The sequence below is a fragment of the Pseudomonas sp. BF-RE-22 genome (genome assembly GCF_019956155.1).
Lineage (GTDB): Bacteria > Pseudomonadota > Gammaproteobacteria > Pseudomonadales > Pseudomonadaceae > Aquipseudomonas > Aquipseudomonas migulae.
Genome location: NZ_JAHBDD010000044.1, coordinates 124,810 through 140,429, shown reverse-complemented (window position 1 = coordinate 140,429; position 15,620 = coordinate 124,810). Strand labels below are relative to the sequence as shown.

Sequence of the window (15,620 nt, the reverse complement as noted above, 5' to 3'; positions counted from 1 at the left end):
TCATAGCCCGGTCACCTGACGGTTCTACAGTAAGCACACACCTGAAGAGGAGACAGGCCATGTCCTTGCAAAATAGCAGCGATGACAAGATTCAAGTGATCCGCACACAGCCAGATCAGTCTCTGGGTTGCTCAATCATTGACGAAAAAGGCCGCGAAGTACCGATCACTGAGGGCATGATCCAGGACGCTTGCCGCGAACTGGAAAAGCGATTGGTCAAGCCTGCCAAACAAGATTGATATAGCCCCGTCTTCTTGACCCGGCCCTAATGGCCGGGTTTTTTGTGGGTGTTGATCCGGAATTGTGGTGTGACCATTCGCGGGCAAGTCGGGATGCCGCACCACTCGCTCCTACAGCGATCGGCGCCATTTTCAACATTACGCCTAACCTGTAGGAGCGAGGCTTGCCCGCGAATGGGCCAACTCGGTTTTCAGACAGCCGATGCGCCCAACGCCGCCACAATCTTCAGCAACTCAGGCGAATCCCCCTCAATCCGCACCTGCAACCCGTCAATCTCGCGCCGCGATGGATAATTCTTGCGCAGCGCATCAAACGCCGCGCGCTGCTCACTCACACTGCCCACAAGACTGCGGCGGAAATCCGCGTCGTCGCGGCGCGGGTCGTACACGCCACGACACAACATCGCCAGCGCCCAGGCAGGATCGCTCTCAGCGTTCAAGGTCACCTGCGACAACCACGGTGCCGGCAGCAAATCGCTCAAGCGGACCTGCGCCGGTTGCCCGAGAAAATCGCAGTAGGCCTGGTAGATCTGCGCCGTCCCGCGTTGCTTGCCGTCGAGGCTGTAACCGGCAATGTGCGGCGTGGCCAGCACACAGAGCTCGGCCAGTGCCACATCGACCTCAGGCTCGCCCTCCCAGACATCCAGCACCGCTTGCAGGTCTTCGCGTTGCAGCAGCACCTCGCACAGGGCGGCGTTGTCCACCACCGGGCCACGGCTGGCATTGATCAGCCAGGCACCGGGCTTGAGCTGGTTCAAACGGTTCTGGTCGAACAAATGCCAGGTCGAACCGGCCCCGTGTTTTTTCAGCGGTGTGTGCAGGCTAATGACATCGCACTGTTCGATGATCTTCTCAAGGCTGACGAAATCGCCCCCTTCAGCAGCTTGCCGTGGCGGATCGCAGACCAGCACGTTCCAGCCCAGCCCTTGCAGAACCTTGACCAACCGTCCGCCCACTTCACCGGCACCGACCACGCCGTACGTGCGCCGGGTGAGATCGGCGCCTTCGATTTCGGCGAGGGTCAGCAAACTGCCCAGCACGTAGTCGACCACGCCACGAGCATTGCAGCCGGGGGCGCTGGACCAGGTGATGCCGGCCTGTTGAAAGTAATCGAGGTCGAGGTGATCGGTGCCGATGGTGCAGGTGCCGACGAAGCGCACCTTGCTGCCTTCGAGCAACCCGCGATTGACGTTGGTCACCGAGCGCACCAGTAGCACATCGGCCTGCTCGACGGTGGCGCGGTCGATTGAACGTCCCGGCACCCGGCGGATTTCGCCGAAACCTTCGAAGAAGGCATCGAGCAGCGGAATATTTTCGTCGGCAACAATCAGCATGGCAGGCTCCTTTGGCGGATCGGCAGTGTAGGCGCAGATGACACTTCACGCCTAGCACACACAATTTGCAGGAGCGGGCCTGCTCGCGAAAAACGCACGAGCACTGCGGTGATTCAGGCAGCCCTCGTCATCGTTGACGTCCATCGCGAGCAGGCTCGCTCCTACAGGTTTTTGTGTGATTACAAATGGGTAACACAGGACTTTTCCTGACCGTTGCGTCAACGCGTAGAATGCGCCGCCTCGCGCATCAAAACCTTTTGGACGTTTTGCCTTTGAATTCCGTGACTGACCGCCCCGCCGCCATTTCCCTCAACCGCCCCGCCCGGGTTCGCCTCGAGCTGAAGAACCTGCTCGGCCTGGCGTTGCCGATCATGATCGCGCAACTGGCCACCACGGCGATGGGCTTCGTCGATGCGGTGATGGCCGGTCGCGTCGGGCCACGGGATCTGGCGGCGGTGGCATTGGGCAACTCGATCTGGGTCCCGGTGTTTCTGTTGATGACCGGCACGCTGCTGGCCACCACGCCAAAAGTCGCCCAGCGCTTTGGTGCCGGTACCCACAGCGAAATCGGCCCGATCGTGCGCCAGGCGTTGTGGCTGGCGCTGGTGGTGGGCGTGATGGCGACTGGCATGCTGTTCAGCGCCGAACCGATTTTGCACCTGATGAAGGTCGATCCCGAGCTGATCGGCCCGTGCATGCAATACCTGCACGGTATCGCCAGCGGACTGCCCGCCGTCGCGCTCTACCATGTGTTGCGCTGTTTCAGTGACGGCCTGGGACGCACGCGCCCGGCGATGGTCCTGGGGTTGTGCGGGCTCGCGCTGAACATTCCGCTGAACTATGTCTTCATTTATGGCCACTTCGGTGTGCCGGCCATGGGCGGCGTCGGTTGTGGCTGGGCCACGGCGATTGTGATGTGGGTGATGGCGCTGGGCATGGCCGGCTGGGAGCGCTGGGCGCCGGCGTATCAGTCGAGCCAGTTGTTCAGCCGTTTCGACTGGCCACAATGGGCGGTGATCAAACGCCTGCTGAGCATCGGCTTGCCGATCGGTATCGCGGTGTTTGCCGAATCGAGCATCTTCGCGGTGATTGCCCTGCTGATCGGCAGCCTCGGCGCCACGGTGGTGGCCGGGCATCAGATTGCCCTGAATGTCAGCTCGCTGGTGTTCATGATCCCTTACTCCCTGGGCATGGCCGTGACCGTGCGCGTCGGTCAGGCACTGGGACGTGAAGAGCCGCGCGAAGCGCGTTTTGCGGCGGGTGTCGGCATGGGCACCGCGCTGGCCTACGCCTGCCTGTCGGCAAGCATGATGTTGCTGATGCGCGAGCACATCGCAGCGATCTACACCGCAGACCCGACGGTGATCCATATCGCGGCGATGCTGATTGTGTACTCGGCGCTGTTCCAGTTTTCCGACGCCATCCAGGTGACAGCGGCCGGCGCCCTGCGCGGTTTTCAGGACACTCGGGTGACGATGATCCTCACCCTGTTCGCCTATTGGGGCATCGGTTTGCCGGTGGGTTACGCCCTCGGCCTGACCGACTGGTTCGGCGAACCCCGTGGCCCGAGCGGGCTGTGGCAGGGTTTGATCGTCGGCCTGAGCTGCGCCGCCCTGATGCTGTCGATTCGCCTGACGCGCAGTGCACGCAAGCGGATCCGCATCAGCCATTCGATGGGTTGACCGCACAAAAAAGGCCTGCAAATGCAGGCCTTTTTTTCGAATCGATTAATCCGATTTCTTGCGAATCCAGTACAGGTAAGTGCCGGCCTCTTCATGCTGCGCGATCAGCTCGTGGTCGAGGAACACGCAGAACTTGGGAATGTCGCGACGGGTCGACGGGTCGGTGGCGATCACCTTGAGCAGGCCGCCGGGCGCCAGGTCACGGATGTGCTGGTGCAGCATCATCACCGGTTCCGGGCAGTTGAGGCCGGTGGCGTCGAGGGTGCCGTCTACCGGCGTATCAAGCATTTCACTCATGATTCACTCCTGAAACTGGCCGGCATTGTCGCGCATTACCGGGTGTTCGGTCATCTGTGGCATGACGCCATCCCTGTAGGAGCGAGGCTTGCCCGCGAAGTTTTTGGCGTCCTTAAGGGCCTCTTCGCGGGCAAGTCGGATCGCCGCCCGCTCACTCCTACACGGTTTGTGTACATCAGCGGGACTTGGGTTTTTTCACGTCCAGGCGGCGCAGGTGGCACGTCACTTCTTCGCGGTCGTGATACAGCTGTTTGCAGCCGATCTCGACGCGAATCCCGCGCTCCTTGAAACCGTCGGCAATGCGCTCCAGCAAGCGTTTCACCTCGGCGTAACGCTGCTTCATCGGCAACTTGAGGTTGACCACCGCTTCGCGGCAATGCCCTTCACCAATCCACTCTTCCAGCATCGCCGCGTTGCGTGCCGGTTTCTCGACGATGTCGCAGACCATCCAGTCCACCGGCTGCCGTGGCTTGAAGGTGAAACCGTCGGCCATCAAATGCTGCACCAGACCAGTATCCATCAGGCTTTCAGCCATCGGGCCATTGTCGATGGCGGTCACCAGCATGCCACGATTGACCAGTTGCCAGGTCCAGCCGCCCGGCGCCGCGCCGAGGTCGACGCCGGTCATGTCGCTGTGCAGACGCTCGTCCCACTGATCGCGCGGGATGAAATGGTGCCACGCCTCTTCCAGCTTCAACGTCGAACGGCTCGGCGCCTCGCGCGGAAACTTCAGGCGTGGAATGCCCATCGGCCACATGGCCGAGTTGTTCGACTCGGCCAGGCCCATGAACACTTCGCGACCACTCTTGAACGTCAGCAACAAACGCGGCTTGTTCGCGTCTTCCACCAGTTTGCCGGCCGCCATCAGCGCCTTGCGCAGGTGCACTTCGAATTTCTTGCAGAAGTTCGACAGCTCTTTGCCGTCGTTGGTGTCGACCATTTCCAGCCACAGGCTGCCGCACAGCGGGAAGTCGGCCATGTGCGCAAGAATCACGCTGATACGGTCGGTTTCCGGCAGGTCGATGAAAATCCCCCGCGCCCATTGGCGCGGGAAGATCAGATCGGCGAAACGCTGACCGCGCATCAGGCGCTCGGCGCCGTCTTCTTCGGTGCAGATGAATTCGGCGCAGGCGCTGGCGGTTTTTGCCTTGGCATAACCGGCCACGTTCAGCCGTGCGGCGTGTTCGGAAATCTCGGAACAGACTTCGCCTTCGAAGCCCGGCCGGCAATGCATAAAGAGGGTGTTCATTCTTACTCCTGGGCAGTTGGCGAAGAATTCAGCCACTGCGCGATGCCCAGACTTGCGTTGAAGCAAAGCCTGTCACGAAAACCGGCGCATGATAGCCGAGTTCGGAACCTCGGACTTGCCCATAGAGTCCGGTTATTAGCTTTAACGTTCAAACGGGGCTAGGTTGAAAGCTCTGTCCGTCCCCTCAGTCCGTAGCCGTGCGGACTTTAAGGAGTGATCGTAATGCCGTCCCTCGATAGCCTGAAAACCCTTAAAACCCTGCAAGTCGACGACAAGACCTACCATTACTTCAGTCTGCCCGATGCCGCCAAAAGCCTCGGTGATCTCGACAAGCTACCGATGTCGTTGAAAGTGCTGCTGGAAAACCTGCTGCGCTGGGAAGACGAAAAAACCGTGACCGGCGCCGACCTGCGAGCGATTGCCGCCTGGCTCAAGGAGCGCCGCTCCGACCGCGAGATCCAGTACCGCCCCGCCCGCGTCTTGATGCAAGACTTTACCGGCGTTCCCGCCGTGGTCGACCTGGCCGCCATGCGCGCCGCCATGGCCAAGGCCGGCGGCGACCCGCAGCGGATCAATCCACTGTCGCCGGTGGACCTGGTGATCGACCACTCGGTGATGGTCGACAAGTTCGGCAGCGCCAGCGCCTTCGAACAGAACGTCGACATTGAAATGCAGCGCAACGGCGAGCGTTACGCCTTTCTGCGCTGGGGCCAGAGCGCCTTCGACAACTTCAGCGTGGTGCCGCCGGGCACCGGGATTTGCCATCAGGTGAACCTCGAATACCTCGGCCGCACGGTCTGGACCAAGGATGAAGACGGCCGCACCTACGCGTTCCCCGACACGCTGGTCGGCACCGATTCCCACACCACCATGATCAACGGCCTCGGCGTGCTCGGCTGGGGTGTCGGCGGGATCGAAGCGGAAGCGGCGATGCTCGGCCAACCGGTGTCGATGCTGATCCCGGAAGTGATCGGCTTCAAACTCACCGGCAAATTGAAGGAAGGCATCACCGCCACCGACCTGGTGCTGACCGTGACCCAGATGCTGCGCAAGAAAGGTGTGGTCGGCAAATTCGTCGAGTTCTACGGCGACGGCCTTGCCGACCTGCCGCTGGCCGACCGCGCGACCATCGCCAACATGGCCCCGGAATACGGCGCCACCTGCGGCTTTTTCCCGGTGGATGACATCACTCTGGATTATCTGCGCCTGTCCGGTCGTCCACTTGAAACGGTGAAACTGGTCGAGGCCTACAGCAAGGCGCAAGGCCTGTGGCGCCAGTCGGGCAAGGAACCGGTGTTCACCGACAGCCTGGCGCTGGACATGCGCAGCGTCGAAGCCAGCCTCGCCGGGCCGAAACGCCCACAGGACAGGGTGTCGTTGCCGAACGTCGCGCAAGCATTCAGTGACTTCACCGACCTGCAATTCAAACCTGCCAGCAAGGAAGAAGGTCGCCTCGAAAGTGAAGGCGGCGGTGGCGTTGCGGTGGGCAATGCCGACTTGGCCGGTGAAGCCGACTACGATTTTGAAGGTCAAACCTATCGCTTGAAAAACGGCGCGGTGGTCATCGCCGCAATCACCTCCTGCACCAACACCTCCAACCCGAGCGTAATGATGGCCGCCGGCCTGGTGGCGAAGAAAGCCGTGGAAAAAGGCCTCAAGCGCAAGCCGTGGGTGAAAAGCTCGCTCGCTCCCGGTTCCAAAGTGGTGACCGACTACTACAAGGCTGCCGGGCTGACGCAATACCTGGATCAACTCGGTTTCGACCTGGTCGGTTATGGCTGCACCACCTGCATCGGCAACTCCGGGCCGCTGCCGGAGCCGATCGAAAAAGCCATCCAGAAAGCCGACCTGACCGTCGCTTCGGTGCTGTCGGGCAACCGCAACTTCGAAGGCCGCGTGCATCCACTGGTGAAAACCAACTGGCTGGCCTCGCCGCCGCTGGTCGTCGCGTTTGCGCTGGCCGGCACGGTGCGCATTGATATCAGCAGTGAGCCATTGGGTGACGACAAGGACGGCAACCCGGTTTACTTGCGGGACATCTGGCCAAGCACCCAAGAAATCGCCGACGCGGTGAATCAGGTCAACACCGCGATGTTCCACAAGGAATACGCCGAAGTGTTTGCCGGCGATGAGCAATGGCAGGCGATTGAAGTGCCTCAAGCGGCGACTTATGTCTGGCAGAACGATTCGACTTACATCCAGCACCCACCGTTTTTCGACGACATCGGCGGACCGCCGCCCGTGGTCAAGGACGTCGCGGGCGCACGGGTCCTTGCGCTGCTCGGCGACTCGGTGACCACCGACCACATCTCCCCCGCCGGCAACATCAAGACCGAGAGCCCCGCCGGCCATTACCTGCGCGATAAAGGTGTGGAGCCGCGGGATTTCAACTCCTACGGTTCCCGTCGCGGCAACCATGAAGTGATGATGCGCGGCACCTTTGCCAACATCCGCATTCGCAACGAGATGCTCGGCGGCGAGGAAGGCGGCAATACGATTTACATTCCTACCGGGGAAAAACTGGCGATCTACGACGCGGCCATGCGTTACCAAGCCTCGGGCACGCCGCTGGTGGTGATTGCCGGGCAAGAATACGGCACCGGTTCGAGCCGCGACTGGGCGGCCAAGGGCACCAATCTGTTGGGCGTGAAAGCGGTCATCGCCGAAAGCTTCGAGCGGATTCACCGATCCAATCTGGTCGGCATGGGCGTGTTGCCCTTGCAGTTCAAGCTGGATCAGAACCGCAAGAGCCTCAATCTGACTGGCAAGGAGACCCTGGACATTCAGGGCCTGAGCGGCGTCGAGCTGACGCCGCGAATGAACCTGACGCTGATCATCACCCGTGAAAACGGCAGCCGCGAGAAGATCGAGGTGTTGTGCCGGATCGATACGCTGAATGAAGTCGAGTACTTCAAGTCAGGGGGGATTTTGCATTACGTGTTGCGGCAGTTGATTGCGTCGTAAGTGTTTGCAGAAAAAGACACCGCCTTCGGGCGGTGTTTTTGTTTGCGGACACGCCTCTATAATCGCCGCGCTTTTATAGCCCCACACAAGACCACTGTGGGAGCGAGCCTGCTCGCGATGGGGCCGTAACATCCAATATCAGTGCCGCCTGACACTCCGCCATCGCGAGCAAGCTTGCTCCTACAGTGGACCGAGGCGCCCCGCAGAATTTCGAACACAAGGACTTCAGATGTTTGCTTTGCCATGGACCTTCCTGGCCCTGCTCTCCCTCGGTTATGCCATGGCGCTGTCCTACGGCCATCTCGGCTGGCTGGCGCTTATCTCGGTCGCATTGCTACTGATCGCCGGTTTCGCCGTGCGTCAGCAACAGGTCCGGATCGGCCATTACCTCGGTCACGGCCTGTTTATTTTCATGGCGCTGGCACTGGCGATGCACTGGCTCCCCGGCTTCTACAACGGTCGAGGTATCAATCCGCATCGTATTACCGACGATGCCGTACCGTTTGTGCTGTACCTGAATCTGGACAAACCGCTGATTGGTTTCTGGCTGTTGCTGGTCTGCCCGTGGATTGTCGGCCGGCATTCGCTGCGGCTTTCCATTCCCGCCGCGCTGCTGGGGCTGACACTGAGCAGCGTGCTGGCATTGGGTGGCGCGCTGCTGTTGGGTGTGATCAGTTGGGCCCCCAAATGGCCTGATCAGGCCTGGTTGTGGCTGTTCAACAACCTGTTGCTGGTGACGCTGGTGGAAGAAGCGCTGTTTCGCGGCTACCTTCAGGGCGGCCTCAGCCGGTACTTTAAACACCTGCCTTATGGTGAAAACCTGGCGCTGCTGCTCGCCTCGCTGTTATTTGGCCTGGTGCATGCGGGTGCTGGCTGGCAATGGGTGTTGCTGGCGAGTCTGGCAGGTGTCGGCTATGGTCTGGCCTACCGTTTCGGCGGGTTAGGTGCGGCCATTGCCACGCATTTCGGTTTGAACCTGCTGCATTTCAGCCTGTTCACCTATCCGATGCTGGCGGACTGACGCAACGGTCGTTTTGCGACGCGCCGCTGATTATTGAAAAAATATTCTTCAATAAATCCCTGACGGTGCCGACAACCTCTCAAAGCCTTGCGGATTGAAAAAAGCCATGCGTAACAACCAGCCCATTACACAACGCGAACGGACCTTCCCGGCTCAGCAACGGTTGATCTCCACCACCGATGCCAAGGGCGTGATCACCTACTGCAACGACGCTTTCGTCGAAATCAGTGGGTATTCCCGCGAGGAACTGATCCGTGCACCGCATAACCTGGTTCGTCACCCCGACGTACCGGCCGCGGTGTTCGCGCACATGTGGGGCACATTGAAACAAGGCTTGCCATGGATGGGCATTGTCAAGAATCGCTGCAAGACCGGTGACCACTACTGGGTTAACGCCTACGTCACACCGGTGTTCGATGGCAACCAGGTGATCGGTTACGAGTCGGTGCGGGTCAAACCCACCGCCGAGCAGATCCAGCGTGCCGAAGCGCTCTACCAACGCATCAACCAGGGCAAGTCAGCGATTCCTTCCACCGATAAATGGCTGCCGGTCCTGCAGGACTGGTTGCCGTTCATTCTGGTCAGCCAGCTGAGCTTCATGATCGGTGCCACGCTCAACTCCCAATGGGGTTTCGCCTTGGCCGCCGGTCTTTCGGTGCCACTGGGCCTGCTGGGGTTGAGCTGGCAACAGCGCGGCCTCAAGCGCTTGCTGCGCCTGGCCGAGCAGACCACCTCCGACCCGCTGATCGCACAGATGTACACCGACAGCCGTGGTGCCCAGGCGCGTCTGGAGATGTCGATCCTCAGCCAGGAAGCCCGCCTGAAAACCTGCCTGACCCGTCTGCAGGACACCGCCGAGCACCTGAGCGACCAGGCGAAACAGTCCGACACCCTGGCTCACAGCAGCTCCACCGGCCTGGAACGTCAGCGCGTCGAAACCGAGCAGGTGGCCACCGCCGTCAATCAGATGGCCGCCACCACCCAGGAAGTCGCCAGCCACGTGCAACGCACGGCGGACGCGACTCAGGAAGCCAATCGCCTGACCGGGCGCGGCCGTGACATCGCCGGGGAAACCCGCGAAGCCATTCAGCGCCTGTCGGAGGTGGTCGGCGAAACCGGTCTGACCGTGACGCAACTGGCCAAGGACAGCGATGAAATCGGCGGCGTGGTCGACGTGATCAAAGGCATCGCCGACCAGACCAACCTGCTGGCGTTGAACGCCGCCATCGAAGCGGCGCGTGCCGGCGAGATGGGTCGCGGCTTTGCGGTGGTTGCCGACGAAGTTCGCCAATTGGCGCAGCGCACCAGCGAATCCACCGGGCAGATTCACGCCCTGATCGCCAAGCTCCAGCAAACCGCCAGCACCGCCGTGCAAACCATGGAATCCGGGCATCGCCAGGCGGAAGAAGGTGTGGCGCGGGTACTCGAAGCGGATCAGGCACTGGTCGGGATCAGCGAAGCGGTGGCACACATCACCGACATGACCACCCAGATTGCGGCCGCGACCGAAGAGCAAAGCTCGGTGGCCGAAGAAATCAGCCGCAACATCAGCAACATCTCGCAACTGGCCGACCAGACGTCGGAACAGGCGCAACACTCGGCGTTGTTGAGTGAAGAGCTGACCAAGACCGCGAATACCCAGTATTCGTTGGTGGAGCGGTTTAACCGCTGATTGATGCTGGAAAGACAAAAACCCGGACGGTGAAAGCCTCCGGGTTTTTTATTGCCTGATGAAAGTCAAAAATCGACAGCGCGCATTTGGCCGCCACTGCGCGAAACTCAGCTGAAAGTACGCACCCAACTGTCAGTTATGACAGTAGACACGCCAGTACGGTGGGGTAGCATTTAAATGCCGTTACACCCGGCATTTACTTCCTTCGACTTTAAACTGAAAAGGATTTTTTCGATGAGTGCTTTTCCTATTTTTTTCCCGGACGACCATAAAAGTCAGGCAGCTGGTGACGATTTTCACTGGAGCTTCACAGGGGAACCGATCAACGCTGAATTTACTTTATTTAGGGCGTTTCTTGGCGGACCTGGTATCGACAATTGGGTTTTCTACGGCTCTACCGGCTCGACTGAAGACGGTACGTTCTTCGCGCTTCAATTCTTAGTGCCTTATGAGGGTGAAGACCTGCTAGAGAAAACCTACAAGATTGGGGATGGGCAGCAGCTTACCGTATTCCATTTCCATTCAGTTCCCCCCGCACCTAACTTCACATCCACCCTGGCAGAGAAGGCGGAACTTACTATCAGGCTCGATCCAGTCAAGGGGACAGTGCATGGCGATTTCAATGCAAATTTTGATAGAGGGGGCTATCGAATGAATCCGATAGGCACATTCGATTTGAAAAGAGCCGACCAATAACACATGAAGCAGGAAGGCAAAAGTGCCGATCCAAGAACGATGGCTCTCATGACCTCTTCGTGATCAGGCTCCTCGCACGTTTTTGTTGAGCACACATGTGTGTGTGTGTGCGTGGCAAAACTTCAGAGCACCTGCTCGCGATGAGGTCATTTCTGTAAGGAATGACCTCGCTGAAGAAACTCAGCCACCCTCCCCGCCGCAGCCGCCAAATGCTGCTCATGCGTAAACCCCGAAGCCTTCAACGGCTTCAAATCATGATCCCCCGCCACCAGCCAGAACACTTCGATGCTCGGCGCCAACGCATAAGCCTCGACCGCCTCACGACTCCCCAACGCATCGCGCTCGCCCTGGACAATCAGCGTCCGGGTCTTCAGCGCAGCCAGATGCTCGACCCGTGGCTTCTCCGGCTTGCCTACGGCATAAAACGGATAGCCGAGGCACACCAACGCATCGGCTTCGAGCTCATCGGCCAAAAGACTCGCCATCCGTCCGCCCATGGACTTGCCGCCAATGGCCAGGCGGCCAGTGACATGGCGTCGCACCACGGCGTACACCTCACGCCAGCACTCCAGCAGTTTCGGTGCCGGGTTCGGGGGACGCTTGCCGCCATCGACACGCCGTTGCGCCATGTAGGGGAACTCGAAGCGCAGCACGTTGACGCCCTGCGCAGCAAGGCGCGCGGCCATGTCGTTCATCCAGGCGCTGTCCATCGGTGCCCCGGCGCCATGCGCAAGAATCAGCGTCACAGGCTCACCCGAAACCGTTGAAGCGGCCTCGTTCCACAGCCATCCATGCTCCCGCACACACTGCGCCCATTGATCCCCGTCAATACTGGCCTTGTGCTCTTTGTCCATGCTTGCCTCGCTTTTAGTCTGCCTATAACTCCAGGCGAAGGGAGCGTCTGCCTTGCGCGAACGCCCTTTCGGCTGAACCGTGGATGGGGAACCATGAACACTTCTATCAGTACCGCCTACAACTACAAGGTGGTCCGCCAATTCGCCATTATGACGGTGGTGTGGGGCATCGTCGGCATGGGGCTCGGGGTTTTTCTCGCGGCTCAATTGGTCTGGCCCGAACTCAACTTCAATTTGCCGTGGACCAGTTTCGGCCGCTTGCGCCCGCTGCACACCAACGCGGTGATCTTCGCGTTCGGCGGTTGCGCCCTGTTCGCCAGTTCGTTCTATTCGGTGCAACGCACCTGCCAGACGCAACTGTTTGCGCCGAAAATCGCCGCGTTCTGCTTCTGGGGCTGGCAACTGGTGATTCTGCTGGCGGCGATCAGCCTGCCGCTGGGTTACACCAGTTCCAAGGAATACGCCGAGCTGGAATGGCCGATCGACATCCTGATCACCATCGTCTGGGTCGCCTACGCCATCGTGTTTTTCGGCACGCTGGCCAAGCGCAAGACCAAGCACATCTATGTGGGCAACTGGTTCTTCGGTGGTTTCATCATCACCGTGGCGATTTTGCACATCGTCAACAACCTTGAGCTGCCGGTGAGTTTCACCAAGTCCTACTCGCTGTACGCCGGTGCGACCGATGCCATGGTGCAGTGGTGGTACGGCCACAACGCCGTAGGCTTTTTCCTCACCGCCGGTTTCCTCGGGATGATGTACTACTTCGTGCCGAAACAGGCCGAGCGTCCGGTGTATTCCTATCGCCTGTCGATCGTGCACTTCTGGGCGCTGATCACCCTGTACATCTGGGCCGGCCCGCACCACTTGCACTACACCGCGCTGCCGGACTGGGCGCAGTCGCTGGGCATGGTGATGTCGCTGATTCTGCTGGCGCCAAGCTGGGGCGGCATGATCAACGGGATGATGACGCTCTCGGGCGCCTGGCATAAGTTGCGCAGCGACCCGATCCTGCGCTTCCTCGTGGTCTCCCTGGCGTTCTACGGCATGTCGACCTTCGAAGGGCCGATGATGGCGATCAAGACCGTGAACGCCCTCTCCCACTACACCGACTGGACCATCGGCCACGTACACGCCGGCGCACTCGGCTGGGTGGCGATGATTTCCATCGGCGCGCTGTACCACATGATCCCGAAAATCTTCGGTCGCCCGCAGATGCACAGCATCGGCCTGATCAACGCGCACTTCTGGCTCGCCACCATCGGCACCGTGCTGTACATCGCCTCGATGTGGGTCAACGGCATCGCCCAGGGCCTGATGTGGCGCGCAGTCAACGAAGACGGCACGCTGACCTACTCCTTCGTCGAAACCCTGGTGGCCAGCCACCCAGGCTTCATCGTGCGACTGGTGGGCGGTGCGATCTTCCTCAGCGGCATGTTCCTGATGGCTTACAACACCTGGCGCACCGTGCGGGCCTCGCAGCCTGCCGAAGTCGCCGCTGCCGCGCAGATGGCCTGAGGAGTCCGAGATGAAACACGAAACAATCGAAAAAAACGTCGGCCTGCTGATGCTGCTGATGGTCCTGGCCGTGAGCATCGGCGGCCTGACGCAGATCGTCCCGCTGTTCTTCCAGGACGTGACCAATAAACCGGTGGAAGGCATGAAGCCCTACACCGCGCTGCAACTGGAAGGTCGCGACATTTACATCCGCGAAGGCTGCGTCGGTTGCCACTCGCAGATGATCCGGCCGTTTCGTGCCGAGACCGAGCGCTACGGTCACTACTCGGTGGCCGGGGAAAGCGTCTGGGATCACCCGTTCCTGTGGGGTTCCAAGCGTACCGGTCCGGACCTGGCCCGTGTCGGCGGCCGCTACTCCGAAGACTGGCACCGCGCGCACTTGTACAACCCGCGCAACGTGGTGCCGGAATCGAAGATGCCGGCCTATCCATGGCTGGTGGCCAATCAGCTCGACAGCAGCCACACCGAAACCAAGATCAAGGCGATGCGCACCCTCGGCGTGCCGTACACCGATGCCGACATCGCAGGCTCGGTCGAATCGCTCAAGGGCAAGACCGAAATGGACGCGCTGGTCGCCTACCTGCAAGTGCTCGGCACTGCCATCAAGAGCAAGAGGTGAGCCATGCCCTTTGAAATAATGAGCGTAATGAGCAGTGGATTGATTCGCGGCCTGGGCACGGTCGTGGTGTTCGTGGCCTTTGTCGGCCTGACGTTGTGGGTGTTCAACAGCAAGCGCAATCCGGAGTTCGCCGAAGCACGTTTGCTGCCGTTCGCCGATGAGCCACAAGCCGATAGCACCCAAGAACCTGAAGCAAGGAGTACCCGGTCATGACCACTTTCTGGAGTACGTGGATCTGCGTACTGACCATCGGCAGCCTGATCGGCCTGACCTGGCTGCTGATCGGCACCCGCAAGGGCGAAACCAAGGGCAGCGTCGACCAGACCATGGGCCACAGCTTCGACGGCATCGAGGAGTACGACAATCCGCTGCCGCAGTGGTGGTTCATGCTGTTCGCCGGCACGCTGGTGTTCGCCGTGGGCTACCTGATTCTTTACCCGGGCCTGGGCAACTGGAAAGGCATCCTGCCGGGTTACGAGAACGGCTGGACCGGCGTTCACGAATGGGAAAAGGAGATGAACAAGGCCGACGCGAAGTTCGGACCGATCTTCGCCAAATTCGCCGCCATGCCGGTGGAAGAAGTGGCCAAGGACCCGCAAGCGCTGAAAATGGGCGGTCGCCTGTTCGCCTCGAACTGCTCGGTGTGTCACGGCTCGGATGCCAAGGGCGCTTTCGGCTTCCCGAACCTGGCCGACAGCAACTGGCGCTGGGGCGGTGACGCCGAGATGATCAAGACCACGATCATGGGTGGACGCATGGCGGCGATGCCGGCCTGGGGTGAAATCCTCGGTGAAGCCGGCGTGAAAAACGTTGCCGCGTATGTGCGTCATGAACTGGCCGGCCTGCCATTGCCGGCTGGCGACACCGCCGACCTGCAAGCCGGACAGCAAGCATTCAGCACCACCTGCGTAGCCTGTCATGGGGCAAACGGCAAGGGCACTGAAGCCATGGGTGCGCCGAACCTGACGCAACCGGCCGGTTTTATCTACGGTACAAGCCTGGCGCAACTGCAACAAACGATCCGCCATGGCCGCCAGGGCCATATGCCGGCGCAGAACGAACTGCTCGGCAACGACAAAGTGCAACTGCTGGCCGCTTATGTGTACAGCCTGTCCCACGGTCTGAATACAGAGCGTTTGCAGGCCGAAGGCAAAAGCGAATAATTCTTGACCGCTCTGCTGCCGCATTCTTCTCGGATGCGGCAGTTCCCTGCCCCTTTGCGACCCATTGTCGCACCCCTCCGTTAGTCCGCCTTTCGGTTCACCAGATTCGGGTCTAAGCTTGCCCCGATGCGGACTGGCTTGAGCCGGTTCCAGGTCGACCCGACCCGATGTGTTCGACGAATCAGCTCGATGACAAGCCGCAAAGGCTGGTAGATACCGGCTGTCGTGCCAATTGCCATCGGTCACCCGATCGTTGCGTTTGAACACACCCCGTTACAACTGACCTGACCCTCTCATCATTTTCGTTCGCTG

The 15,620-nt window shown here is 60.4% G+C and carries 14 protein-coding genes; 10 read left to right on the top strand and 4 right to left on the bottom strand.

Annotated elements, in window-relative coordinates; genetic code table 11:
• The first annotated feature begins 59 nt into the window (after positions 1-59).
• Positions 60-239 (top strand): PA1571 family protein, encoded by a 180-nt coding sequence (locus KGA82_RS20540; RefSeq protein ID WP_008037721.1) that lies wholly within the window; start codon positions 60-62, stop codon positions 237-239.
• A gap of 191 nt (positions 240-430) precedes the next feature.
• Here the strand turns inward: KGA82_RS20540 and pdxB are convergent, their stop codons facing one another.
• On the bottom strand, positions 431-1,573 hold the full coding sequence (gene pdxB, locus KGA82_RS20535; protein ID WP_223452187.1) for a 4-phosphoerythronate dehydrogenase PdxB: 1,143 nt from the start codon (positions 1,571-1,573) through the stop codon (positions 431-433).
• A 272-nt stretch (positions 1,574-1,845) separates the two neighbouring features.
• Here pdxB and KGA82_RS20530 point away from each other — a divergent pair, with 272 nt between their 5' ends.
• Positions 1,846-3,255, top strand: a complete 1,410-nt coding sequence (locus tag KGA82_RS20530) for an MATE family efflux transporter (RefSeq protein ID WP_223452185.1) — start codon at positions 1,846-1,848, stop codon at positions 3,253-3,255.
• Positions 3,256-3,300: 45 nt separating this feature from the next.
• On the opposite strand, the gene tusA is transcribed toward KGA82_RS20530, so the two are convergent.
• Positions 3,301-3,552 carry a sulfurtransferase TusA gene (tusA, locus tag KGA82_RS20525; RefSeq protein ID WP_008037724.1) on the bottom strand — a complete coding sequence of 84 codons (252 nt, stop codon included), beginning with the start codon at positions 3,550-3,552 and terminating at the stop codon, positions 3,301-3,303.
• Positions 3,553-3,727: 175 nt separating this feature from the next.
• Positions 3,728-4,801, bottom strand: coding sequence for a 23S rRNA (cytidine(2498)-2'-O)-methyltransferase RlmM (gene rlmM, locus KGA82_RS20520; RefSeq protein ID WP_008028511.1), 1,074 nt, complete (start codon positions 4,799-4,801; stop codon positions 3,728-3,730).
• A 222-nt stretch (positions 4,802-5,023) separates the two neighbouring features.
• Between rlmM and acnA the strand changes: the two genes are divergently transcribed.
• The 4 genes from acnA (at position 5,024) to KGA82_RS20500 (ending at position 11,154) form a co-directional block, all read left to right on the top strand.
• Positions 5,024-7,765 (top strand): aconitate hydratase AcnA, encoded by a 2,742-nt coding sequence (gene acnA / locus KGA82_RS20515; RefSeq protein WP_223452183.1) that lies wholly within the window; start codon positions 5,024-5,026, stop codon positions 7,763-7,765.
• Positions 7,766-7,994: 229 nt separating this feature from the next.
• The gene (locus KGA82_RS20510) at positions 7,995-8,786 is read left to right on the top strand and encodes a CPBP family intramembrane glutamic endopeptidase (protein WP_223452179.1); all 792 of its coding nucleotides are present in this window, start codon (positions 7,995-7,997) and stop codon (positions 8,784-8,786) included.
• Positions 8,787-8,892: 106 nt separating this feature from the next.
• Positions 8,893-10,458, top strand: a complete 1,566-nt coding sequence (locus KGA82_RS20505; protein WP_008028517.1) for a methyl-accepting chemotaxis protein — start codon at positions 8,893-8,895, stop codon at positions 10,456-10,458.
• Between the two features lie 234 nt (positions 10,459-10,692).
• Positions 10,693-11,154 carry a hypothetical protein gene (locus tag KGA82_RS20500; RefSeq protein ID WP_223452177.1) on the top strand — a complete coding sequence of 154 codons (462 nt, stop codon included), beginning with the start codon at positions 10,693-10,695 and terminating at the stop codon, positions 11,152-11,154.
• Between the two features lie 146 nt (positions 11,155-11,300).
• On the opposite strand, the gene KGA82_RS20495 is transcribed toward KGA82_RS20500, so the two are convergent.
• A complete protein-coding gene (locus tag KGA82_RS20495; RefSeq protein ID WP_223452175.1) occupies positions 11,301-12,008 on the bottom strand; it encodes an alpha/beta family hydrolase in 708 nt (235 codons plus the stop codon).
• Positions 12,009-12,101: 93 nt separating this feature from the next.
• Here KGA82_RS20495 and ccoN point away from each other — a divergent pair, with 93 nt between their 5' ends.
• From ccoN to ccoP, 4 genes are read left to right on the top strand one after another with little or no spacing between them, the layout of a single operon-like run.
• Entirely contained in the window at positions 12,102-13,526 is a 1,425-nt protein-coding gene (gene ccoN / locus KGA82_RS20490; RefSeq protein WP_008028521.1) for a cytochrome-c oxidase, cbb3-type subunit I, read from the top strand.
• A 10-nt stretch (positions 13,527-13,536) separates the two neighbouring features.
• Positions 13,537-14,145 (top strand): cytochrome-c oxidase, cbb3-type subunit II, encoded by a 609-nt coding sequence (gene ccoO / locus KGA82_RS20485; protein WP_008028522.1) that lies wholly within the window; start codon positions 13,537-13,539, stop codon positions 14,143-14,145.
• Between the two features lie 3 nt (positions 14,146-14,148).
• The gene (locus KGA82_RS20480) at positions 14,149-14,358 is read left to right on the top strand and encodes a cbb3-type cytochrome oxidase subunit 3 (protein WP_008028524.1); all 210 of its coding nucleotides are present in this window, start codon (positions 14,149-14,151) and stop codon (positions 14,356-14,358) included.
• Positions 14,355-15,308 carry a cytochrome-c oxidase, cbb3-type subunit III gene (gene ccoP, locus KGA82_RS20475; protein ID WP_207285065.1) on the top strand — a complete coding sequence of 318 codons (954 nt, stop codon included), beginning with the start codon at positions 14,355-14,357 and terminating at the stop codon, positions 15,306-15,308. The genes KGA82_RS20480 and ccoP overlap by 4 nt, the downstream gene beginning before the upstream one ends.
• The last annotated feature ends 312 nt before the right edge of the window (positions 15,309-15,620 follow it).